The organism is Cronobacter sp. 153480017-3, assembly GCF_053627815.1.
Map to the genome: position 1 here is coordinate 1 of NZ_JBSEYN010000002.1, position 18,300 is coordinate 18,300.

Below are 18,300 nucleotides of genomic sequence, written 5' to 3' on the forward strand. Positions count from 1 at the left end.
AAGAGACCGCGACCTGCCATGCATCTCGTGCGGAACTTTCACGTCCGCTCAGTGGGATGCCGGTCACTACCGGACAACTGCTGCGGCACCTCAGCTTCGCTTTGATGAACGCAATATCCATAAGCAATGCGTCGTGTGCAATCAGCACAAGAGCGGCAATCTCGTGCCGTACCGGGCAGAGCTTATCCGGCGTATCGGGCTGTCAGCAGTCGAGGCTGTCGAATCTAACCACTATCGCCACCGCTGGACTATCGAAGAGTGCAAAGCGATTAAGGCGGAGTATCAGCAGAAGCTTAAAGACCTGCGCAATTCGCGCGAGGAGGCCGCATGAGCGAAATAAGCAGAGAGGTTTGCGAGGAATATCTCGATGCCCTGGTGACTGTGGAGTTGGCCGCAAAGCTGGCGCAGAAAGACGGGCGCAAGGTTAACGGTGCTATCCGCGCGACGGTGAACGCCTTACTGCCGCGGCTGAGCGACCGGAAAGTGCACGGCATATTCACCGGACTGGCGCGCCAGCCATTCCCGGACGGTGCACTCAAGATGCTGCGCCGACAACTCGATTCAATGGTGGGAGAGCCAGCATGACGACGGTAACAAACATCGCATTAGCTCAGCAGCGCCAGAAGGATAAGGAGATGCTTGAGGCTATCGAGTGGCAGCTCAACAACGTTCACGAGACGGAGAAGCGTTTGATGGAAATGCGTCGGGAGCTGGTAAACCGGCTTGGCATTAACAAACCAGAGGGAGGTGATGCAGCATGAACCTGGAAAACGCACTGAAGTATCACTTCGCCAAATCAACCATGATAAACGACTCCCCGCGAGCCACAGCATCAGACGCATTGACCGGCACTGATATCATGGCAGCTCAGGGAATGGTGCAGAATCGCGCGCAGATGGGCTTTGCGGCCTTTATGGGGAAAATGGGCGTCAGCAGCAATGACCGTGAGAAAGCTATTGAACTGCTGACCCTGTATGCAATTGAGCGCTGCGATAAGGTTGCCGCCTTGCGTAAGCTCGAAAGTGATATTAAGCCAAAGGTAATGCAAGCGCTCGCAACTTACGCCTTTGAAGATTACTCACGCAACGCCGGGAGTACCCGGCAGTGTGAATGCTGCAATGGCGCTGGCTTCATTCATGCGGAAGTAGTGACCATGAAGCACATTGGCCGGCCTAACCTTGCGGCCAGAAGGGAGCAGGTTAAAGTGCTGTGCCAGAAGTGCAAAGGGAAAGGGGTGGTCTCGACCGCGTGCTCTGACTGCAAAGGTCGTGGCAAGGCGATCAACCAGGAGGAAACAGAAAAGCAGGGCGTTCCTGTGGTTTCTGACTGCAGGCGCTGCGGCGGCGTTGGCTATCCTCGCTTGCCATCTACCGAGGCATTTGCGGCGGTATGCCAGATTACTGACGCCATCTCCCTCGATACGTGGAAGAAGTCAGTTAAGCCATTCTACGACGGCCTTATCATCAAGTTTGAGGTGGAAGAATCGTGGGCTGACGCACAGTTACGAGAAGTCACCAGGTAAAAACCGAAAATAGTGCATTAATTTATCGTGCACTATTTACTTTTCCCGAACCTGCGGATATGATTTCTAACAGTGGAAGTTGCGCACGTTGTTAAGCGCTAAAAACATTAAGCCCTGAGTTAATCGCTCGGGGCTTTTTTTTGCAGAGCTACAAAAGAAAATCCCCGCCGAAGCGGGGAACGTATTTCTACCAGGTGACTGTCCATTTTAACTGTACAGTATTGCCGGTTAATCCCCACCTAAGTGGGGAACATTACACGCTACTTTTCTGCGCTTAACTTATCAAGCCATGGCTTGAGGCCAATGCAGAACGCGCGGAATTCGTCATCTTTTATCGTTTCAGTACGATTAATGTGAGCACCGTAATCCGCTGAATTACCGGTAGCGATTTTAGTCGCTCCTTTGGCTCGCAACCACTTGTCTGCGTGAGTGGATGATATTTCCATCCCGCCTTCGCGCACTATCTCTACCAGGTCATGGCGCGTTAGCTTAAGCGCTGATGCTATCAGTTTCAGGTTAACAGTTAGCTGTCCGTTATCCATAACGCCTCCATTCGATGGATTGGATAATGCCCTGGAAATAGTTCGATTTGTAGTGCGTAGATCAACTTTTCACCTAAATAAATTCCTATTCAATGGCTCGCTTCGGCGGGCCTTTTTCGTATTAGGCCACAGGCAATCAATCACAGATGAACCCTCGCATCCGATGCCTCGCTGGCCTTTCCTAACTACACCACAGCACTTCCTATCGGAGGTGTGAGATGTCACATATGAGCAAATTAGCTTCTGGCGCAGCTTATGGCGCATCTGCCGGGACGGTGGCTAATGGGTTGCTAACCCGGCTAAGTCCTGACGAGTGGAGCGCAGTAGGTGTTATCGCCGGTATTGTCGTGGCGCTACTGACGTTCGGTATCAACTGGTATTACAAACGAAAAACCACGCTGGCGCAGATTCAGGCGTACGAGCGATGGCCTTCCTCAGCCGGGCAGTTATCAAAGGAGGACTAACGATGGCTATCCCGTCCTCACTGAGAAATAAACTGATTGCCGCAGCGGGTGCGGGCTCGATGGTCATCGCCACGATATTCATTGGTGGCAAGGATGGCGTAGAGGGCCGGAAGTATCAGGCCTACAAAGATGTCGCTGGCGTCTGGACTGTCTGTGACGGCCACACTGGCAACGACATCATTCGCGGCAAGACCTACACCGATAAAGAATGCGATCGTCTTTTGTGGAAAGACCTGCAACCGGCCAAGGCGACCGTAGACAAGCTGGTTAAGGTTCCGCTGAACGAATACCATCGCGCCTCGCTATACAGCTTCGTGTTCAACGTAGGCAGCGATGCCTTCGCTAAATCGACTCTTCTTCGCAAGCTGAACAAAGGCGACCAGGAAGGAGCATGTGAAGAAATGCGCCGCTGGGTCTATGCAGGTGGTATGAAGTGGAAGGGATTGCAGAACCGGCGGGAGATGGAGCGCTCCATGTGTCTGGCGGAAAGCGAAAATGACCTTTAGCCTGCGAACAATCCTGATTGTCATCTTATCCATGATTCTACTGGCTGTTGGTTACGGCGAAATCAGATACCGCAACGGATGGTACGCACACGCTGACCGCATCAACTCACTGGCTGCGAAGAAGAAAGACAGGGCAGCTAAAGCTGTTCAGGCTGGAGAGCAGAAAGGCGCGCAGGCTGCCAATGAGGGAAAGGTTATCTACCGAACCATAACGCGAGACGTGGTGAGATATGTTCAAGATCCGAATCGTACCCGCTGTGATTTTGATGATGAGTCTGTCCGGTTGCGGCAGCGTGCAATCGACGCTGCCAACTCCATCAGCGGATTTGATGCAGCCCCCGTGCAAGGCAAGTGATGCGGGCTCGAACAGCGATGCTGACTTGCAGGCAGACGTCGAGACAACTGAATGCCTGCGGCAGCTTCGGCTTGATAAGTACCGCTGGCAGGCTTGGTATAACGCGGTTAAATGATCGATATCTGCAGGAATACATTAAAACGCAGTGCCAGAGGTAACTATTTGAAGTATTTATCGAGCGGGTCATATTTAGGAGTTGAGCGCCATAATTTCCAGCAAAGAGGTATGGAAATAAGAAATCCACACCACGCGCCCGCAGCAACGAGACGCAGGATCTTATTCAGTGTGAAATAATCTTTCAAAACTTCGGGTACTAAAGAGTATTTGTAATGGTTTAACCAGCACTCAAGGATCGCGAGAAGCGCTGTTTTGAAAAATATTATCACTGGCACAAAAACGGAAAATATAGCCATCAAAAAAACAAGCATCAAAGCCATTACTGCATAAGTGCGCATACCTATCTCCTCTTAGCGCATAGAGTAACAAATAGCCTAGCTTGCCGAAAGCGTGTCTTTTGCCCCTATTACAAAGCCTGTCATCGGTGGGCTTGATCATGGGCTGTGCCTACTCGGCTAAGAGATTCTAGGCGCTGACGGGTAAGCCATAAGTGGGTTAGCCATTCTGTGAGGAATCGCGAGGCCTGCGACCATGACAAACCCCAAGAAGATTCACCATCAGCAACAAAGCAATATCAGCCTCGCTAATGCGGGGCTTTTTTATGTCCGCAGTAAAACGCGCGTCGCAGCGCATAACATTCCCGAGTCTTTCAGAAAGCTGAGCCTGAGAACTGCCGTATATGGTGGCGACCATCTCGGGGCGGCTTTTCTGTGCGAACAGGCTCAACTTTCTAAAAGGTAATCGCTATGCAATTAGTTGAAATAAAAAAACTCGACCTGGTCACCAACTCGGCTGTAATCGCGAGTGGTGTTATGAAAGATCACAAGCCAGTGATTCAACTCATCAGGAAGTACAAAAGCGACCTCGAAGAGTTCGGAAGGGTGGAATTTGAAATGCGACCCTTTCAAACGGATGGGGGTATGCAAAAGCAGGAAATTGCACTGCTAAACGAACAGCAAACCACGCTGCTCATCACCTACATGCGAAACAACGAAGTTGTCCGGGCATTCAAGAAACGCCTGGTTTCTGAATTCTTCGCGATGCGTGGCGAGCTGGCTAAGAAGAAGATGGACCGCAACGCCGCGCGCCTTGAATACAAACCCATGACCGAGGCTATTAAGCATGAGCGCGAATCTCAGGGTAAGCAGATCGCGCCTCATCACTTCAGTAACGAAGCCGACCTGATTAACCGCATCGCTCTCGGCATGACCTCAGCTAAGTTCCGAGTGCATCACGAAATAGGCAAGAAAGAGCCAATTCGGGATTACCTGACGCCAGAGCAGATTCACTGCATCACTGAGTTACAACGAGCGAACACGGTATTCATCACGATGGGATGGGATTTCGAGCAAAGGAAGGCGAGTTTGACCGGCCTGTTCGAGCGCAATCACCGACAGCCTCTGATTGAAGAGCAGCACAAGCTGGCAGCCTAAGAAGAGTTGAGAGCCTCTTTCACAACGGCTTTCATCACAAGGCGCATTTACGAGTGCGCCTGATGATGGCACTCGAAAATATAACGGGCAGAAAATCATGGCCGACATCTACCGCATCACAGTCAAAACCAAAACAGGCTAGACGCATGAAGGTCTGATGAAGCGATCTCAGCCAGAGATTATCAACGGCTTCATCGGCATCGCTCGCGAAGACGGCTCATGGGTATACCTGGCACCTGATAACGTGCAGGAGATGGAATACGTGCCCGAGCCTGAAGTTGAAGAACAAACATCTTAAGGAATGACTATGGCGACCGAATCAAAAACTGGCCGCCCTTCTGATTATCTACCAGAGGTGGCTGCTGACATCTGCTCACTGCTTGCCGATGGTGAAAGCCTGCGCAAGGTGTGTGAGCGTCCAGGCATGCCGAATAAGTCGACTGTCTTCCGCTGGCTTGCTCAGCATGAAGAGTTTCGCGACCAATACGCGAAAGCCACGGAGACGCGCGCCGACGCTATTTTCGAAGAGATGTTCGATATCGCTGACACAGTAGCTGAAGAGGCTGCCGCAGTAGGTAAGGCACGACTTCGAATTGATACCCGCAAATGGGCGCTGGCCCGAATGAACCCTAAGAAGTATGGCGACAAGGTCAGTCAGGAGATCGACCATAAATCATCTGACGGCACTATGGCTACAAAGCCAACGACGATTCGCTTGGTAGGAGTTGACCCAGACAATGGAAAGCCAAGTTGACCTCCAGATACCAGCAAAGTTAGTCCCGGTATTCGCTACCGAAGGTGTTCGCTATCGTGGTGCTCACGGCGGCCGTGGTTCAGCAAAGACGCGCACCTTCGCATTGATGACTGCTGTCAGGGCCTATCAGGCGGCAGAGGCCAATATCAGTGGCGTAATACTTTGCGCTCGTGAGTATATGAACTCTCTGGAAGAATCCTCCATGGAGGAGGTCAAGCAAGCTATCCGCTCGGTGCCGTGGCTTGATGATTACTTCGACATCGGCGAGAAATACATCCGGACAAAGAACCGCAGAGTAAGCTACGTATTCTGTGGTCTACGCCATAACCTCGACAGCATCAAATCAAAAGCGCGAATTCTTGTAGCTTGGGTTGATGAGGCCGAGTCGGTATCAGCCACTGCGTGGAAAAAGCTTCGCCCGACAGTTCGTGAAGAAGGGTCAGAAATTTGGGTCACGTGGAACCCGGAGAAAGACGGCAGCGCCACTGACAAACTATTCAGAAAGAACCCGCCAAAAAGCTCGATGATTGTCGAGATGAACTATGTGGACAACCCATGGTTCCCTGCGGTGCTTGAGGAAGAGCGTCAGGAAGACTTGGCAAACCTAGATTACGCCGACTATGCGTGGATATGGGAAGGTGCTTACCTCGAAAACTCCGATAAACAGGTACTGGCGAACAAATACGTCGTGCAGAGCTTCGAAGACGATCTCTGGAAGAAATCAGAGCGCTTGTTGTTCGGCGCTGACTTTGGATTCGCGAAAGACCCCAGCACGCTTATTCGTATGTTTATCCTGGATAACAACCTCTACATCGAATACGAGGCCTACGGCAATGGCGTAGAGCTCGACGATATGTGGAAGTTCTACGCTGGTAAAACCGATGCCACGCCTAAACAGCTTGAAGACTGGAAGGTTACTGATGAGAAGAGGTTCCACGGCATTCCTGAAGCGCGTAAATGGCCTATCAAAGCCGACAATTCCAGACCTGAAACTATCAGCCATATCAAGGGGCAGGGATTCAATATCTCAGCGGCGCAGAAATGGCAGGGAAGCGTCGAGGATGGGATAACGTGCCTTCGTGGTTTCAAGAAAATTATTATTCACCCGCGTTGCAAAGAGACGGCGAAAGAGGCTCGACTCTACTCGTACAAAACCGACCGGATCACTGGCGAAGTCTTGCCGGTAATTGAGGACAAGAATAACCATTGCTGGGATGGAGTCCGTTACGGTCTGGATGGATACATCAAGCGCAAATCTAAAGGCGCAATCTTCTTCTAAGGAGCTCATCAGTGAGTCAATTAAGCACCGGGGAACAATTCCTCGTGAACGCCCTTGCTGATGCGATAGGGCGGCAACGAATGCTGTACGCCCACGGGCAGAACGGCAACACAAAGCGCACAAAGTTGTGGGATGAGTTCGGATACCCGAGCGAGGTAGGTTTTGACCAGTACTATCGCGCTTATGAGCGTAATGCCGTTGCTCATGCGGCGGTGCACAAGCTGCTGGAATCCTGCTGGGTCGATAATCCCACCATCATCGACGGCGAAGAGAAGGATGAGTCTGGCGAGACCACTGAATGGGAGCGCACCGTTGAGAAGCTTCTCAAGCGCCATTGGGCGAAGCTGAAAGACGCTGACCGCCGTAACCTTGTTGGCCGCTATTCGGCGCTGTTGATTCAGGTTAAGGATGGCCGAGAATGGAAAGAGCCAATCAATGATGCCTACATCAGGTCACTCGGCACTGAGCGACTGAAGGCAGTGGTTAAACTCATCCCTGCATGGGAGTCTCAGATTAAGCCAGGCGACGTTGACACAGACCCAATGTCTGAAAACTACGGTCAGCCTGTGATGTACAATTTTAACGAGCAGCCAGTCGGCGATGGCGGTACTTATGGGCCCGTGCGTAGCGTTCAGATTCACCCGAGCCGCGTCATCATCCTGTGCGAAGGCGCAGAAGACGAGAATATGTTCTCCGGCATTCCAATGCTCCGTGCCGGTTACAACAAGCTTCTCGACATCGAGAAAACGTCAGGTGGTAGCGCTGAAGGCTTCCTGAAAAATGCGAGTCGCCAGCTTGGGATTGCGTTCGATAAAGACACAGACATGGCCTCTCTTAAGCAGGCCGCTGTCGACGCTGGATTCAAAGACCTCGGCGAAGCGTTGAATGACAAGATCTCCAGGATGAACCGCGGTACAGATTCGGCACTGGTCATGCAGGCTGGCGCGCCATCGGTGCTATCAGTCGCGGCGGCTGACCCGACTCCTACATGGACTGTAGCAGCTAACGAGTTTGCCGCGACGATTCAGTGTCCGTTCACCATTCTCTTTGGTCAGCAGACCGGGCGTCTTGCCTCGGATGAGGACAAAACTGATTGGGCTAAGCGTTGCAATGGTCGCCGCTGGGGTTTCATGTCTGACTTCATCACCCGCGTCATTGAGCGCTTCTGGCAGATTGGCGTCATCGATCCGCCGAAGTCTGGCGAGGTTACGCTCGCATGGTCTGACTTACTCGCGCCGAGTGAGAAAGATAAGATCGCAAATATGCAGGCGATGGCAGCCGTGGCCAAAGACACCCAGCAGGCATACGGCACTCCAGCGATTACTGAGAATGAAATCCGTGCTGTGGGCGAGCTTGAGCCAATCAGTGAGCCAGAAGAGCCTGCCGGAGCCGCAACGACAGACCCGCTGACAGGTGACCCAATTGAACAACCGACAACGACCGGGCAGCCCGATAATTCCGCGCAATAAAGCCGACCCCACGCAGTCATATCGACCGGTTAACCGCATGTTCCGGGATATCGAGAATCGCTATTACCAGATAAAACTGGCGCTGAAGCAGTTGCTCGATGCGTATCTGGTCGGCAGGGAGCGCAGTGGCAATTCGCTGTACGGGTACATTCTGGCGAGAGAAGGCAGTAAGCCAGACACACTCTACCAGGTGAATGCGGGCACCTTCATCTATGACATGTCGCCACAGCAACTGTCTGACCTGCTACTGCGCATAGAAACGATTCTGGACGATTATCTCCTGGAGGGTGGGAGTAACAACCTTTGGGCGCTTCAGTACGTTTCTGATGAGTATCAGCGTGGCACATTGCAGGCATTTACCAATCTGTCAGCGCAATCGGCTGTCTATGAGCAGTCAACAACGCTTCAGCAGTTGCTAAGCAGTCCGGCTTATCAGAATCAGGTGGCAGCGGGTTATATCTCCACCTATAGCGAGTGGAGAGGAATCGCTGATGCTGCCCGTGCTGACCTGGCGAACATCGTTGCTGATGCGATAGGTCGGGGCGTGAGCCCGCGAGAAACGGCAGGCCTGATTAGCAAGCGCCTGGACGTCTCGATGAGTCGCGCCAAGACGATAGCGCAGACGGAACAAGTAGGAGCTTTACGGCAGGCTCAGTGGTCAGAAGCAGAATGGTCGAAAGAAAGGTTAGGGCTTAATACTGAGCTGTTGTGGATATCGGCCCTGAAGTCTACAACGCGCCCATGGCATGCTGCGCGACATGGGAAGACTTTCACAACGGAAGAAGTAGAGGCTTTCTACGCGCAGAATGGCAACAGGTACAACTGCTATTGCAGTCAGATTCCGGTGCTGTTGGATGATGAAGGGCGCATCTTTAATGAAGGGCTGGCGGATAAGTTGGCTAAAGAGAGCAAGCGGTGGCATCCTCGTTAATTCATCGACGAGAGAAGGGGGTACTATGAAGCTTGTTAAAAGTCATGTTGAGGGTGGCAGGGCGCAATTTACCGCCACTTTCAAACCGCAGCATGGCAACGAAGTTCATTCTTATGGATTTATCACGGAAGATGAGAGTGAAGCTCGAGAGAAAATACTCGAGTGGGCAGAGTCAAAAGGGTATAGCGAGGAAGAATTCATATAGGTTATCGACATACTCTGGCGGACTTGGATATATCCCCAAGCCCTCGGCAAATTCCATCATAACGATGGGTTGGTCCGCTAATCAAAACAAATAAAAACCCAGCCTATGCGCCGGGTTTTTTATTGCCTGAAATCCACAAATCAAACGTCAAGAGGACTCAGCATGAAGCTATCCAGCATTCATGTAAAAAGCCTCGCCATCAACTCTTCAAACATCTCAACTGAAACCATCGACGGTGACGAGCATATCGTCATTCGTGGCGTCGTGCCTGTCGTGGATGACGTTGTCATGAATGGCGGGTTGTATCCGGCTGAGGAGATTAACAAGAGCTTTAAAACGCTCGAAGGCAATCCCATGCCTTTCGGGCATCCGAAGATTGGCAACGAGCACGTCAGCGCCACCAACCCGCGAGCGGTTAACCAGTTTCACGTCGGCGCGTGGGCTGAAAACGTCCGCAAAGACGGCGATCGCGTCGTTATGGACATGAAAGTCAATAAGCGCATCGCGCAGTCGAGCGAGAAGGGCAAGCGTCTTATCGAGCGGCTTGATGAGTTGCAGGCCAACTCAAACGCCGAGCCGATTCACGTATCTACCGGCCTCCTTCTGCGCCGCGAGCAGAACAGCGGCAAGTCGAAGGGCAAGAGCTACTCATGGGTCGCGCGCAATATGCAGTTCGATCATGTGGCAATCCTTCTCGATGAGCCTGGAGCCGCAACCCCTGAAGAAGGCGTCGGAATCTTTGTTAACGCGGATAACTCCCAGCAGGAAGTGAGCGTAGAAAACGCAGACCTCGCGCAGGCATCTAACTGCACCAGGGAAGGGCTGCTTAACAAGACCAAATTCTTCTTCACAAACGCATCAAATTTCTCATTCGACGATATCCAGCGGGCTATTAGCGACAAGCTACGCGAGGGTCGTGACAACGATGATTGGGTATGGCCGGAAAGCGTATGGCCGGACTCCTTCGTTTATCGGGATGCAGATAAATATTTCAAACAGAATTACCTCATCGACGATGACGGCAAGGCTCAATTCGTCGGCGAACCTGTAGAAGTCGTGCGCAAACCACCTGAGTACGAAATTAAAACCAACGGAGAAAGAGATCCGATGAAAGACATGATTATCAATGCGCTGAAAGCCGCCGGTAAGCCGACCGAAGGCAAATCAGACGCTGAGCTGCTGGATGCGTTCAATCAGATGGCAGCCGAAAAAGCCGCCTCTAAGACCGAAACGCCGGAAGAAAAGGCCGCTCGCGAGAAGAAAGAGGCTGAAGAAAAGGCAGCCAAAGACAAAGCAACTAACAGCGAAGAAGCGCCGGCATGGTTTAAGCCGTTTGCCGACAAGCTGAGCTCTATCGAATCCGGCCTGACAGCTAACGCAGCCCAGGAAAAAGCCACCAAGCGCGAAGCGGTTAAAGCCAAGTTCAAGCTGGACGACTTGGCAGTTAACGCTCTCGACGGCGCGGCTCTGGATGGCCTGTATGCACAGTGCGCTACCACTCGCAGCCTGTCCGGCGCATTCAACCATTCCACCGATAAACCCTTCTCTGAGATGCCGGAGTAATAAAAATGGCTAAAGACGGTAAACACGTAATTCACGCGGGCGGCGTATTCCCGAACCCGCTTCTGAACCGCGAAGGCGGGGCAGCCGCAGCGACTCAGCCGGGCACCATCGGCGTATTCACTAACGGCAAATTCACCGCATCCACCAACGGCGGCGAAAGCGCTGTGCTGTATGTGGCGAACTATGACTATCTGCGCTGCATGGGCGTCGATGACGTCATCCCGGCTAACGAGCTGGTCGTCGGCATTCAGCTGCTGCCCGGCATGTTCCTGAACGTCCGCGCTGCTGCCGGCACTTATAACAAAGGCCAGGCACTGGCTATCTCTAACGGTCGCGTCACTTCCGGCGGCACTGCATCCGCAGTCCTGTTCGTGGAAGAAGACAAAGCGACAACCGTTGCTGCAGGCGACCTGCTGCGCGTAGTGGTCAAGTAAGGAGACCGATTAATGTTTGTATATTCCACATCTCTTGGCGAGAAGACTGGCAACCTGGAAGCAAACCAGGCTCAGTTCCGCGCGCTGCAGGCTGAACGTAACGCTACCGCACAGGCGGTTGCTGATTTCCTGTCTCGCACCCAATGGCGTGGCGCTGCTGAAGACGCTCCAACGCTGGACGCCGTTAACGCAGTTGATGATATCCGTCGACTGTACCGCGCGTACGATACCACCGTGCTTCAGCAGTTCGAGCCGAACACGCAGTTCACTCTGCTGAACGACCTGATGCCGCTGTCACGCTCTGTCCGTATTGAGCAATCCCGTTACGACTACGCCCGTACCGGTGGCCGTGGTTGGGCGCACACCTCAATGTCCGGCCAGATTGGCGCAGCGCTTGACGCTCGCGTCTACACCTTCGACGGCACGATGGTTCCGATCCACGACTCCGGCTTCAAGTTCAACTGGCGTGACCCAATCTTCAACAGCCCGTCAGCGCTTCAGTCTCAGGCTGACGCCCAGCGTGGCTCCGTGGAAGATGTTCAGCGTCAGTACGTTGATTACATGTGGGACGGCTACCGCGATGCGGTTGGTAACTACGCAGTATTCGACGGCCTGACCTGGAAGGGCTTCCGCGCAGATGAGCGCGTCGCTCAGGTGACGCTGAACGTAAACATGGCGACAAGCACCGATCCGAAAGCAATTCGCGCCGAAGCAATCCGTCTGCGTGATGTTCTCAAGCTGCAGAACAACCAGTACGGCCAGCAGACCTGGTACGTTTCCTCTGAAATCGTCTCCAACCTGGAACAGTATTTCAGCGACAACTTCCAGTCTCGCACCGTACTGCAGGAGCTCCTGACCCTGACCGGCATCGCGGCCATCAAAGAAGACGCGAAACTGCAGGGTAACGAAATCCTGATTGTTCCTCTGCAGGCAGGGGTAGTTGCTCCGATTGTAGGCCAGGCCATCGGCACCGTTGCCGACCCGCGTCCGTTCTACAACAGCGATTACATCTGGCGCACCTGGGGCGCAATGGGCCTGATGGTCAAAACCGACATCAACGGTCACTACTCCGTGGTTCACGCCACCGGCGAAGCGACCAGCTAAGGAAGTGATATGGCACTGGTAAAAGTAATTTCATCAAACCTTTTTGCCGGTGCCAATTTCCAGAAGCTGGAGATTGGCTCTGAGGTAGAGGTTGCCGATTCAATCGCCGAGCGATGGGTTAATGCCGGGCTGGCCGAGTACCTGGAAGAGCGCCAGCTGGAAGTCGCCACACCCAAGCGCGGACGGAAACCAAAAGATAAGGAGTAACCATGGCCATCACGCCAATCACAGCAGCGCAGGTTAAACAGCAGCTGTCATCCCTCGGTTACTCCATCCCTGATTTCATCATCGACGCATATCTCTGCAAGCTCAGCAGCATTGAGCAGTGCCTGGAGGCGTCTGGCTACGACGAATGTGACGTCGTGCTGATTCAGGTCTATGCCGTCTCTCTCATGGCCTTAACGGCATACAGTCAGCGCATTAAATCGCAGTCAGCGCCTTCAGGGGCGTCGCGGTCGTTCGACTATACCGGCGATGTGCTTTCGATGCGTGACGCTCTTCTGTCACTGGATAAGAGCGGATGTACGGCGTCACTGCCGATTGACGTGGGTAGTCGTGTTGGCTTCTTTGATGTCGTTGGGGGCTGCTGATGGCAAATTGCATTAATTCATCCTTTTCAGGTGTGGATGTCGAAATCACCTATATCGACTCTACTGGTGAGCATACATATAAAGCCCTCAAAGACCGCAAGACACATCCGAAGGCATTCTTCATGTACCTGGGTTTTGACAGCGATTCACCACCACCTTTCTTTCCATTGGATGAAGGTGATTACGTAAGCTCATCAAGTGTCACGCGAGTAAAGGTTAAGCCCATCAAAGCAGGGCTAGAACCAGACCAGCACCTGGAGTATGCGTTATGAGCTCAGTAGCTAACTGGTCTTACACCGCAACAGCGACAATCTGGCGAAAGCTGGATGGTCAGGACGATTACGGCGACCCGCTGGGATATGCAGCGCCTGAGCAGATTCTTTGCGGCTATGAAGGCGGCCTGAGCAAGCGCATCGGCAGTATTGGTTCAGAAATCGTTGTGAAAAACACAGTCTGGACTGAGTACGCACTGGCTAAGAATGGCGACTATGTGCTGATTGGCATTTCCGACCTGACCGACCCGAAAGAAGCCGGAGCTGATGAGGTGCAGCAGGTGCTTCGCTATGAAGACACCTTCGAGCGGATCGCCGACGACTACGCCATCATAACGGGAGTCTGATATGGCCGGTAAAGTTCGCGGCATTGCCCAGGCGAAAGCTAATCTGGACGCGCTGATTAATGACGTGCAGGGGCGCAAGGTCGTCAGGGCCGTGCAGTCAGCGCTGCTAATCGGCGGAGCTCAGGCGGCGCTATACACACCAATCGACACATCGACGCTTCTCAACAGCCAGTTCCGGGAGATTGACGCTAACGGCACAAAAGTAACCGGCAGGGTGGGATACTCGGCCAACTATGCGGTTTACGTTCACGATCCGAATGTTCCGCAAACCTTCCGCCGCGCTACCGCCCGTAAAGAGTTTTTGACCAAAGGCTTTGAGGACACCCGCGAGCAAATCGACCGGGTTATGAAGCAGGAGCTGTCACTATGAATCCGCCAATGCATACGCGCGTGCGTAACTACTTCATCAATGCTGGCCTGACAGATGGCTTTAAGGTTCAGCTGCTGATGTGGACCGACTCAGGCACTGAATCTGACCGGTTCATGGTGTTCCGTCCAAATGGCGGCAGCAATATCCGAAATGGCCTCGGCAATGAGCAGTACATCCTGGTCGACGTTATCGGCGCAAAAGGTGGCAATGCTTTTGTCGATGAGCGCGTGCAGCGAATAATCGATTACGTCCAGCAAAACCCCATGACCGATGATTGTGTCGGTTATCTTCAGAATATGGGCGCTATGCCCGCACCAGTTCCTACAACCGAGGGACGCCTTGTCTATCGGCTTCAATTCGTCGCCAACTACGGCGAATAATTAAACGTCAAAGAGGAAGTAACATGGCTAATTGCCCAACCAGCAACGAACGCTTGTTCGGTGGCGCTATTGTGCTTGAAGTTGCCGACGGCTGCCCGGACACGGTGCCGCTTGAATCGGAATTTAAAGCGCTGGCCGCCGGTACGTCGAAAGGGTTCGACTTCAGCCCGAACACCGTGACCAGTGATGCTGACGATGGCGGCGGCTTTGTCGAGAGCATCACCACAAACTCAGACTTCACCATCAGCTTTGAAGGTGAGGTGCGCAAAAACGACAAGCTCGACCAGTATGGTATCGGTCGTTTCATCAAGTACTTCGCTACCGAGCTCAAGGCCAAACGCCAACCTGGTATCTGGGTTCGCATGGAATACGGCCCGGTGACCTTCCAGGGTTACATGGTTATCACCGCCCTCAGCTCTGACGGCGGCACTAACGACATCGTTACCTTCTCCACTGAGTTCAAAGTGGGCGACTCCAGCACCGTGCAGGTTACTGATACCTCCGAACCTTCCAGCTAAAACACAGCGGGGGGCAAGCCCCCCTTTCTGAGACAGAGACATGCAGGTTCTGATAAACGGAATTCCTTACGAGCCCGCGTCGGCGCGCTCATCTGGCATTGGTATTGCCATCACCACTCACAACCGCCCCGACGTGCTGGCTCGTGCTTTTGAGCAGCACCAGAAACATCTGCCGCCCGGCGCGGTGGTCGTGATTGTCGATGATGGCTCGGTGCCGGCTGCCGTAGCACCAGAATCTGCACGGCTCATCCGGCATGAGCAATCACAGGGTATCGTGGCATCTAAAAACGCCAGCATTGAAGCCCTGATGGATGCAGGTTGCGAGCATCTGTTCCTGTGGGACGATGATGCATGGCCGATTGCTGATGGCTGGCATATTCCGTATATCGAATCTCCTGAGCCTCATCTGGCATATCAGTTTCTCGACCTGGCTGGCCCACGCAAGCTGAATGACCTTTCAGTCCTGTACCACGATGAAAAACACATCGCCTACACAGGGCAGCGCGGCGTGATGCTCTACTACCACCGAAGCGCGATTGAAAAGGTCGGCGGATTCGATCCGGTTTACGGGCGCGGGATGTATGAGCATTCAGACCTCGCTCTGCGCATTCATAATGCAGGGCTTACCTCATGGGCATATGCCGACGTTATCGGCTCTGAGAAGCTGATTTACTCGCTGGATGAGCATGAGTCGGTAGAGCGCTCAGTACCCAAGCCAGAGCGCGAGCGTCAGGTCAGCAACAACGTAAAAATACACAACGAGCGACGCGACACGGGCTACACCGGATGGGCCCCGTACCGTAGACAGCGTAATGCCGTAATCACAACCTTGCTGACCAGTCATCCTGACCCGCAGCGAGGAACCAGGATGAAGCCAGAGCAGTCGCTTATCGCCAGATGGTCAGAATCGATTAAAGGTGCCGATGCGGTCATTCTCGCTGACGAGTTCGAATACTCCCCACCAGGCCAGACGACGGTGCGAGTGCCCGTTGTCGACATGAACGTTTACTTCCGGCGCTGGCTGCATATCTGGCAGCACCTGCGGGATAATCCGGAATATCGTTTCGTCTGGTGTACCGATGGAACCGATGTCGAGATGCTTCGCGAGCCGTGGAGTGAGATGCATCCGGGCGTGATTTATGTCGGTTCTGAGCCAAAGACATATTCCGATGAATGGGCCATCAAAAACCATCCCGAGCGCGTGTATCAGTCATTCCTGAAGCAGTATGCCAGTGACACTATGCTGAACGCCGGATTGCTTGGAGGGTTACGCCAAGATGTCATGGAGTTTGCTCACCGCATCGTGCGGCTTTACTACCGCATTGAGTCAGACCGCTTCTGGAATAAAGAAGGGGCAGCAAGGGCGGTAGGTGACATGATCGCATTCGGTATCGTGGCGAAATCGTTCGGTGACCGAGTGATTACCGGCCCGAAAGTGCACACGGTGTTTAAGACCAACGGCATCGGCAAGGAAACAGCATGGTGGCAGCACAAGTAACATTCGCGGTGGTAGGTCATCACCGACGCGCCGAGCAGGCTCACAGGCTTGCTGAGAGCCTTAATGCGCGGATTTTTATCGATGATGCCGACCACGGAGCCAACTGGAATCACCTGAGAGCAATCAAGTGGGCTGCCGGCCAGTCAGCGCGAGTGGTCGTGCTGGAAGATGATTCCCATCCCGTGGATGGCTTTGCAGGTCTTGCGGCTGAATGGTGCGCCAGATTCCCTGATGAGCTAATCAGTTTTTACCTCGGCACCGGTCGCCCGCCGCAGTATCAGCAACAGATTGCTGAAAGCCTTATCGCCGCTGATAAGTTCCGTGCTGATTACATCACCCTGAACCGACTGATTCATGGCGTCTGCTATGCGCTGCCAGCCAGTGGAATTAACCGCATCCTGCTGAACTGGAGCCAGCGAAAGCCGGCAGATTATGCCCTCGGCGACGCATGGGGAAGGGATGTTATTTACCCTTGCTATTCACTTGTAGACCATGCCGACGAGATGCCCGTGGAAAAGGCTTTCGACGGCCTGCCGAGAACCGAGAGAAGAAAAGCGTGGAGGCTTTACCGGTGAATATCCCGCTTAAAGAGATTGGCGAGTGCCTCATCAGCGTTGACGGCGAGGATTACTTCTTCCGGCCGTCATTTGTGAACATGTCGCGCATTGGCGAGCCAGAAGAAATCGTGCAGGTGTTTTACGACCTGCACAATGATGAAGTAACCAGTCTGGTGAGTCGTGCTGTTGAGGCTTACGGATACGTTCCGCAATGGCTCATCAACCACATTAAAAGCACCAGTTACGGTCGCAAAGCGTTTCTCGCTTCAGTGGTTGTTCTCAATGCCTGCTGTGACAAAGACGCTGGCCCGCTTACGGGTATTTTTCACCCATCTAAAGGCACTGGTCGCACATTCAAAATTCGCAAAGGCGCGCTGCCTGAATCTGACATGCTGCTGATTGCGCAGTCACTGATAACCCATGGCGTTATCGGCAAGGCGAAAGTGCGAAAGCTCCAGCGGCATGAAAGCGGAGAGACCAGTACCGAGTTCCGCGCCGTCGATTACATCGTGGCCGCGCAGGCCCATTTCGGCATGACCGAGCAGGAGGCTGGCAATCTGACGATGACCAAGTTTCAAATGCTGCTGGCAACGAAATACCCTGAGCAGAAAGGCTTTACCAGGGAAGAGTACGATCAAGTTGCTGAAATGTACCTTGCTAAAAAGAGAAGAAAACTAGTTAATACTCCATGCGTCTGACTAGTCTTTTCGCATCTATTGGAGTTAAAGATGGAAAGGTAGTCTGAAGATCATCGGCATTAAGGTCAGTGAGATTGGGAAATTTTTCTCGAATTATCCTCACTACACTTGGGACATCGTCGGATATCTTTAATAAAAGCTCATAAGCCTGTCTGTACTTACCTGTGGGTTTGTTGCAAACATATGAGTACTTCTTACACATCATCATCGAAAACCAAACCGCAACACCCTCCTCTAAATAAGATGCCGAGATTTTTTGCGGATTGAGTAGATGAACAGACTCATGAGCCATCTCGTACATAAAGCAGTCCCATCTATTTTGTGATCCGTCACTAAGATAAACAATGCAGAGATTATTGGGCTCAGTTGCAACGACGACCCGGGGAGTCTTG

General features: G+C 52.9%; 30 protein-coding genes. 28 read left to right on the top strand and 2 right to left on the bottom strand.

Going from position 1 to position 18,300, the window contains the following annotated elements; genetic code table 11:
- The 4 genes from ACUW6V_RS04425 to ACUW6V_RS04440 form a co-directional block, all read left to right on the top strand.
- Window positions 1-331: recombination protein NinG (locus ACUW6V_RS04425; RefSeq protein WP_454038056.1), on the top strand; the 331-nt coding region annotated here is incomplete at its 5' end.
- On the top strand, window positions 328-585 hold the full coding sequence (locus tag ACUW6V_RS04430) for a DUF7740 domain-containing protein (protein WP_029039641.1): 258 nt from the start codon (window positions 328-330) through the stop codon (window positions 583-585). The genes ACUW6V_RS04425 and ACUW6V_RS04430, both read left to right, overlap by 4 nt.
- Window positions 582-761: a hypothetical protein gene (locus ACUW6V_RS04435; protein WP_012125414.1), complete on the top strand. Its 180-nt coding sequence runs from the start codon at window positions 582-584 to the stop codon at window positions 759-761. Before ACUW6V_RS04430 ends, ACUW6V_RS04435 begins: the two co-directional genes overlap by 4 nt.
- A complete protein-coding gene (locus tag ACUW6V_RS04440; protein WP_012125413.1) occupies window positions 758-1,522 on the top strand; it encodes an antitermination protein in 765 nt (254 codons plus the stop codon). The genes ACUW6V_RS04435 and ACUW6V_RS04440 overlap by 4 nt, the downstream gene beginning before the upstream one ends.
- 260 nt (window positions 1,523-1,782) lie before the next feature.
- On the opposite strand, the gene ACUW6V_RS04445 is transcribed toward ACUW6V_RS04440, so the two are convergent.
- Window positions 1,783-2,064, bottom strand: coding sequence for a DUF1456 family protein (locus tag ACUW6V_RS04445; protein WP_012125412.1), 282 nt, complete (start codon window positions 2,062-2,064; stop codon window positions 1,783-1,785).
- A 227-nt stretch (window positions 2,065-2,291) separates the two neighbouring features.
- Between ACUW6V_RS04445 and ACUW6V_RS04450 the strand changes: the two genes are divergently transcribed.
- Genes ACUW6V_RS04450 through ACUW6V_RS04460 form a run of 3 tightly spaced genes read left to right on the top strand, consistent with a single transcriptional unit; the run spans window position 2,292 to window position 3,389 of the window.
- Window positions 2,292-2,528 (top strand): phage holin, encoded by a 237-nt coding sequence (locus ACUW6V_RS04450; protein WP_085371626.1) that lies wholly within the window; start codon window positions 2,292-2,294, stop codon window positions 2,526-2,528.
- Between the two features lie 2 nt (window positions 2,529-2,530).
- Window positions 2,531-3,034, top strand: a complete 504-nt coding sequence (locus ACUW6V_RS04455; protein WP_454038057.1) for a lysozyme — start codon at window positions 2,531-2,533, stop codon at window positions 3,032-3,034.
- Window positions 3,024-3,389: a hypothetical protein gene (locus ACUW6V_RS04460; protein WP_105546209.1), complete on the top strand. Its 366-nt coding sequence runs from the start codon at window positions 3,024-3,026 to the stop codon at window positions 3,387-3,389. Before ACUW6V_RS04455 ends, ACUW6V_RS04460 begins: the two co-directional genes overlap by 11 nt.
- A 158-nt stretch (window positions 3,390-3,547) precedes the next feature.
- Here ACUW6V_RS04460 and ACUW6V_RS04465 read toward each other — a convergent pair whose 3' ends face one another.
- On the bottom strand, window positions 3,548-3,844 hold the full coding sequence (locus ACUW6V_RS04465) for a hypothetical protein (RefSeq protein WP_319738021.1): 297 nt from the start codon (window positions 3,842-3,844) through the stop codon (window positions 3,548-3,550).
- 193 nt (window positions 3,845-4,037) lie between these two features.
- Between ACUW6V_RS04465 and ACUW6V_RS04470 the strand changes: the two genes are divergently transcribed.
- From ACUW6V_RS04470 to ACUW6V_RS04570, 21 genes are all read left to right on the top strand, one after another.
- The gene (locus ACUW6V_RS04470; protein ID WP_179142935.1) at window positions 4,038-4,247 is read left to right on the top strand and encodes a hypothetical protein; all 210 of its coding nucleotides are present in this window, start codon (window positions 4,038-4,040) and stop codon (window positions 4,245-4,247) included.
- A 5-nt stretch (window positions 4,248-4,252) separates the two neighbouring features.
- Window positions 4,253-4,939, top strand: a complete 687-nt coding sequence (locus ACUW6V_RS04475) for a Rha family transcriptional regulator (RefSeq protein ID WP_069682509.1) — start codon at window positions 4,253-4,255, stop codon at window positions 4,937-4,939.
- A 157-nt stretch (window positions 4,940-5,096) separates the two neighbouring features.
- Complete coding sequence (locus ACUW6V_RS04480; RefSeq protein ID WP_454038058.1) at window positions 5,097-5,237, top strand: hypothetical protein; 141 nt, start codon at window positions 5,097-5,099, stop codon at window positions 5,235-5,237.
- Window positions 5,238-5,246: 9 nt separating this feature from the next.
- Window positions 5,247-5,693: a terminase small subunit-like protein gene (locus ACUW6V_RS04485; RefSeq protein WP_041460581.1), complete on the top strand. Its 447-nt coding sequence runs from the start codon at window positions 5,247-5,249 to the stop codon at window positions 5,691-5,693.
- Window positions 5,677-6,972, top strand: a complete 1,296-nt coding sequence (locus tag ACUW6V_RS04490) for a PBSX family phage terminase large subunit (RefSeq protein ID WP_084997559.1) — start codon at window positions 5,677-5,679, stop codon at window positions 6,970-6,972. The genes ACUW6V_RS04485 and ACUW6V_RS04490 overlap by 17 nt, the downstream gene beginning before the upstream one ends.
- 80 nt (window positions 6,973-7,052) lie before the next feature.
- Window positions 7,053-8,441, top strand: a complete 1,389-nt coding sequence (locus ACUW6V_RS04495) for a DUF1073 domain-containing protein (protein WP_454038210.1) — start codon at window positions 7,053-7,055, stop codon at window positions 8,439-8,441.
- 37 nt (window positions 8,442-8,478) lie between these two features.
- Window positions 8,479-9,372, top strand: coding sequence for a phage minor head protein (locus ACUW6V_RS04500; protein ID WP_454038211.1), 894 nt, complete (start codon window positions 8,479-8,481; stop codon window positions 9,370-9,372).
- Between the two features lie 25 nt (window positions 9,373-9,397).
- Window positions 9,398-9,577 carry a hypothetical protein gene (locus ACUW6V_RS04505; RefSeq protein WP_454038059.1) on the top strand — a complete coding sequence of 60 codons (180 nt, stop codon included), beginning with the start codon at window positions 9,398-9,400 and terminating at the stop codon, window positions 9,575-9,577.
- Between the two features lie 162 nt (window positions 9,578-9,739).
- Window positions 9,740-11,140, top strand: coding sequence for a DUF2213 domain-containing protein (locus ACUW6V_RS04510; RefSeq protein WP_454038060.1), 1,401 nt, complete (start codon window positions 9,740-9,742; stop codon window positions 11,138-11,140).
- 5 nt (window positions 11,141-11,145) lie between these two features.
- Complete coding sequence (locus ACUW6V_RS04515; RefSeq protein ID WP_007706555.1) at window positions 11,146-11,574, top strand: hypothetical protein; 429 nt, start codon at window positions 11,146-11,148, stop codon at window positions 11,572-11,574.
- 12 nt (window positions 11,575-11,586) lie between these two features.
- Complete coding sequence (locus ACUW6V_RS04520) at window positions 11,587-12,678, top strand: major capsid protein (protein WP_454038061.1); 1,092 nt, start codon at window positions 11,587-11,589, stop codon at window positions 12,676-12,678.
- 9 nt (window positions 12,679-12,687) lie between these two features.
- Window positions 12,688-12,885: a hypothetical protein gene (locus ACUW6V_RS04525; protein ID WP_007847581.1), complete on the top strand. Its 198-nt coding sequence runs from the start codon at window positions 12,688-12,690 to the stop codon at window positions 12,883-12,885.
- Between the two features lie 2 nt (window positions 12,886-12,887).
- Entirely contained in the window at window positions 12,888-13,268 is a 381-nt protein-coding gene (locus ACUW6V_RS04530) for a DUF7370 family protein (protein WP_007847582.1), read from the top strand.
- On the top strand, window positions 13,268-13,540 hold the full coding sequence (locus ACUW6V_RS04535; protein ID WP_129560331.1) for a hypothetical protein: 273 nt from the start codon (window positions 13,268-13,270) through the stop codon (window positions 13,538-13,540). The genes ACUW6V_RS04530 and ACUW6V_RS04535 overlap by 1 nt, the downstream gene beginning before the upstream one ends.
- Complete coding sequence (locus ACUW6V_RS04540; RefSeq protein ID WP_105597562.1) at window positions 13,537-13,887, top strand: hypothetical protein; 351 nt, start codon at window positions 13,537-13,539, stop codon at window positions 13,885-13,887. Before ACUW6V_RS04535 ends, ACUW6V_RS04540 begins: the two co-directional genes overlap by 4 nt.
- Before the next feature lies 1 nt (window position 13,888).
- Window positions 13,889-14,257, top strand: coding sequence for a hypothetical protein (locus ACUW6V_RS04545; protein WP_012125622.1), 369 nt, complete (start codon window positions 13,889-13,891; stop codon window positions 14,255-14,257).
- Entirely contained in the window at window positions 14,254-14,637 is a 384-nt protein-coding gene (locus ACUW6V_RS04550; protein ID WP_105597561.1) for a phage tail termination protein, read from the top strand. Before ACUW6V_RS04545 ends, ACUW6V_RS04550 begins: the two co-directional genes overlap by 4 nt.
- Window positions 14,638-14,660: 23 nt before the next feature.
- A complete protein-coding gene (locus ACUW6V_RS04555; RefSeq protein WP_044594432.1) occupies window positions 14,661-15,155 on the top strand; it encodes a phage tail protein in 495 nt (164 codons plus the stop codon).
- Between the two features lie 40 nt (window positions 15,156-15,195).
- The gene (locus tag ACUW6V_RS04560) at window positions 15,196-16,653 is read left to right on the top strand and encodes a glycosyltransferase family 2 protein (RefSeq protein WP_105597559.1); all 1,458 of its coding nucleotides are present in this window, start codon (window positions 15,196-15,198) and stop codon (window positions 16,651-16,653) included.
- On the top strand, window positions 16,635-17,228 hold the full coding sequence (locus ACUW6V_RS04565) for a hypothetical protein (RefSeq protein ID WP_097604577.1): 594 nt from the start codon (window positions 16,635-16,637) through the stop codon (window positions 17,226-17,228). The genes ACUW6V_RS04560 and ACUW6V_RS04565 overlap by 19 nt, the downstream gene beginning before the upstream one ends.
- Window positions 17,210-17,908, top strand: coding sequence for a DUF6246 family protein (locus tag ACUW6V_RS04570; protein WP_085391842.1), 699 nt, complete (start codon window positions 17,210-17,212; stop codon window positions 17,906-17,908). Before ACUW6V_RS04565 ends, ACUW6V_RS04570 begins: the two co-directional genes overlap by 19 nt.
- Window positions 17,909-18,300: the final 392 nt, after the last annotated feature.

Excerpts from the sequence above, each read along its gene's own strand:
- ACUW6V_RS04430 (WP_029039641.1), top strand. The coding sequence starts at position 328 with ATGAGCGAAATAAGCAGAGAGGTTTGCGAGGAATATCTCGATGCCCTG.
- ACUW6V_RS04435 (WP_012125414.1), top strand. The coding sequence starts at position 582 with ATGACGACGGTAACAAACATCGCATTAGCTCAGCAGCGCCAGAAGGAT.
- ACUW6V_RS04440 (WP_012125413.1), top strand. The coding sequence starts at position 758 with ATGAACCTGGAAAACGCACTGAAGTATCACTTCGCCAAATCAACCATG.
- ACUW6V_RS04445 (WP_012125412.1), bottom strand. The coding sequence starts at position 2,064 with ATGGATAACGGACAGCTAACTGTTAACCTGAAACTGATAGCATCAGCG.
- ACUW6V_RS04450 (WP_085371626.1), top strand. The coding sequence starts at position 2,292 with ATGAGCAAATTAGCTTCTGGCGCAGCTTATGGCGCATCTGCCGGGACG.
- ACUW6V_RS04455 (WP_454038057.1), top strand. The coding sequence starts at position 2,531 with ATGGCTATCCCGTCCTCACTGAGAAATAAACTGATTGCCGCAGCGGGT.
- ACUW6V_RS04460 (WP_105546209.1), top strand. The coding sequence starts at position 3,024 with ATGACCTTTAGCCTGCGAACAATCCTGATTGTCATCTTATCCATGATT.
- ACUW6V_RS04465 (WP_319738021.1), bottom strand. The coding sequence starts at position 3,844 with ATGCGCACTTATGCAGTAATGGCTTTGATGCTTGTTTTTTTGATGGCT.
- ACUW6V_RS04470 (WP_179142935.1), top strand. The coding sequence starts at position 4,038 with ATGACAAACCCCAAGAAGATTCACCATCAGCAACAAAGCAATATCAGC.
- ACUW6V_RS04475 (WP_069682509.1), top strand. The coding sequence starts at position 4,253 with ATGCAATTAGTTGAAATAAAAAAACTCGACCTGGTCACCAACTCGGCT.
- ACUW6V_RS04480 (WP_454038058.1), top strand. The coding sequence starts at position 5,097 with ATGAAGCGATCTCAGCCAGAGATTATCAACGGCTTCATCGGCATCGCT.
- ACUW6V_RS04485 (WP_041460581.1), top strand. The coding sequence starts at position 5,247 with ATGGCGACCGAATCAAAAACTGGCCGCCCTTCTGATTATCTACCAGAG.
- ACUW6V_RS04490 (WP_084997559.1), top strand. The coding sequence starts at position 5,677 with ATGGAAAGCCAAGTTGACCTCCAGATACCAGCAAAGTTAGTCCCGGTA.
- ACUW6V_RS04495 (WP_454038210.1), top strand. The coding sequence starts at position 7,053 with ATGCTGTACGCCCACGGGCAGAACGGCAACACAAAGCGCACAAAGTTG.
- ACUW6V_RS04500 (WP_454038211.1), top strand. The coding sequence starts at position 8,479 with ATGTTCCGGGATATCGAGAATCGCTATTACCAGATAAAACTGGCGCTG.
- ACUW6V_RS04505 (WP_454038059.1), top strand. The coding sequence starts at position 9,398 with ATGAAGCTTGTTAAAAGTCATGTTGAGGGTGGCAGGGCGCAATTTACC.
- ACUW6V_RS04510 (WP_454038060.1), top strand. The coding sequence starts at position 9,740 with ATGAAGCTATCCAGCATTCATGTAAAAAGCCTCGCCATCAACTCTTCA.
- ACUW6V_RS04515 (WP_007706555.1), top strand. The coding sequence starts at position 11,146 with ATGGCTAAAGACGGTAAACACGTAATTCACGCGGGCGGCGTATTCCCG.
- ACUW6V_RS04520 (WP_454038061.1), top strand. The coding sequence starts at position 11,587 with ATGTTTGTATATTCCACATCTCTTGGCGAGAAGACTGGCAACCTGGAA.
- ACUW6V_RS04525 (WP_007847581.1), top strand. The coding sequence starts at position 12,688 with ATGGCACTGGTAAAAGTAATTTCATCAAACCTTTTTGCCGGTGCCAAT.
- ACUW6V_RS04530 (WP_007847582.1), top strand. The coding sequence starts at position 12,888 with ATGGCCATCACGCCAATCACAGCAGCGCAGGTTAAACAGCAGCTGTCA.
- ACUW6V_RS04535 (WP_129560331.1), top strand. The coding sequence starts at position 13,268 with ATGGCAAATTGCATTAATTCATCCTTTTCAGGTGTGGATGTCGAAATC.
- ACUW6V_RS04540 (WP_105597562.1), top strand. The coding sequence starts at position 13,537 with ATGAGCTCAGTAGCTAACTGGTCTTACACCGCAACAGCGACAATCTGG.
- ACUW6V_RS04545 (WP_012125622.1), top strand. The coding sequence starts at position 13,889 with ATGGCCGGTAAAGTTCGCGGCATTGCCCAGGCGAAAGCTAATCTGGAC.
- ACUW6V_RS04550 (WP_105597561.1), top strand. The coding sequence starts at position 14,254 with ATGAATCCGCCAATGCATACGCGCGTGCGTAACTACTTCATCAATGCT.
- ACUW6V_RS04555 (WP_044594432.1), top strand. The coding sequence starts at position 14,661 with ATGGCTAATTGCCCAACCAGCAACGAACGCTTGTTCGGTGGCGCTATT.
- ACUW6V_RS04560 (WP_105597559.1), top strand. The coding sequence starts at position 15,196 with ATGCAGGTTCTGATAAACGGAATTCCTTACGAGCCCGCGTCGGCGCGC.
- ACUW6V_RS04565 (WP_097604577.1), top strand. The coding sequence starts at position 16,635 with ATGGTGGCAGCACAAGTAACATTCGCGGTGGTAGGTCATCACCGACGC.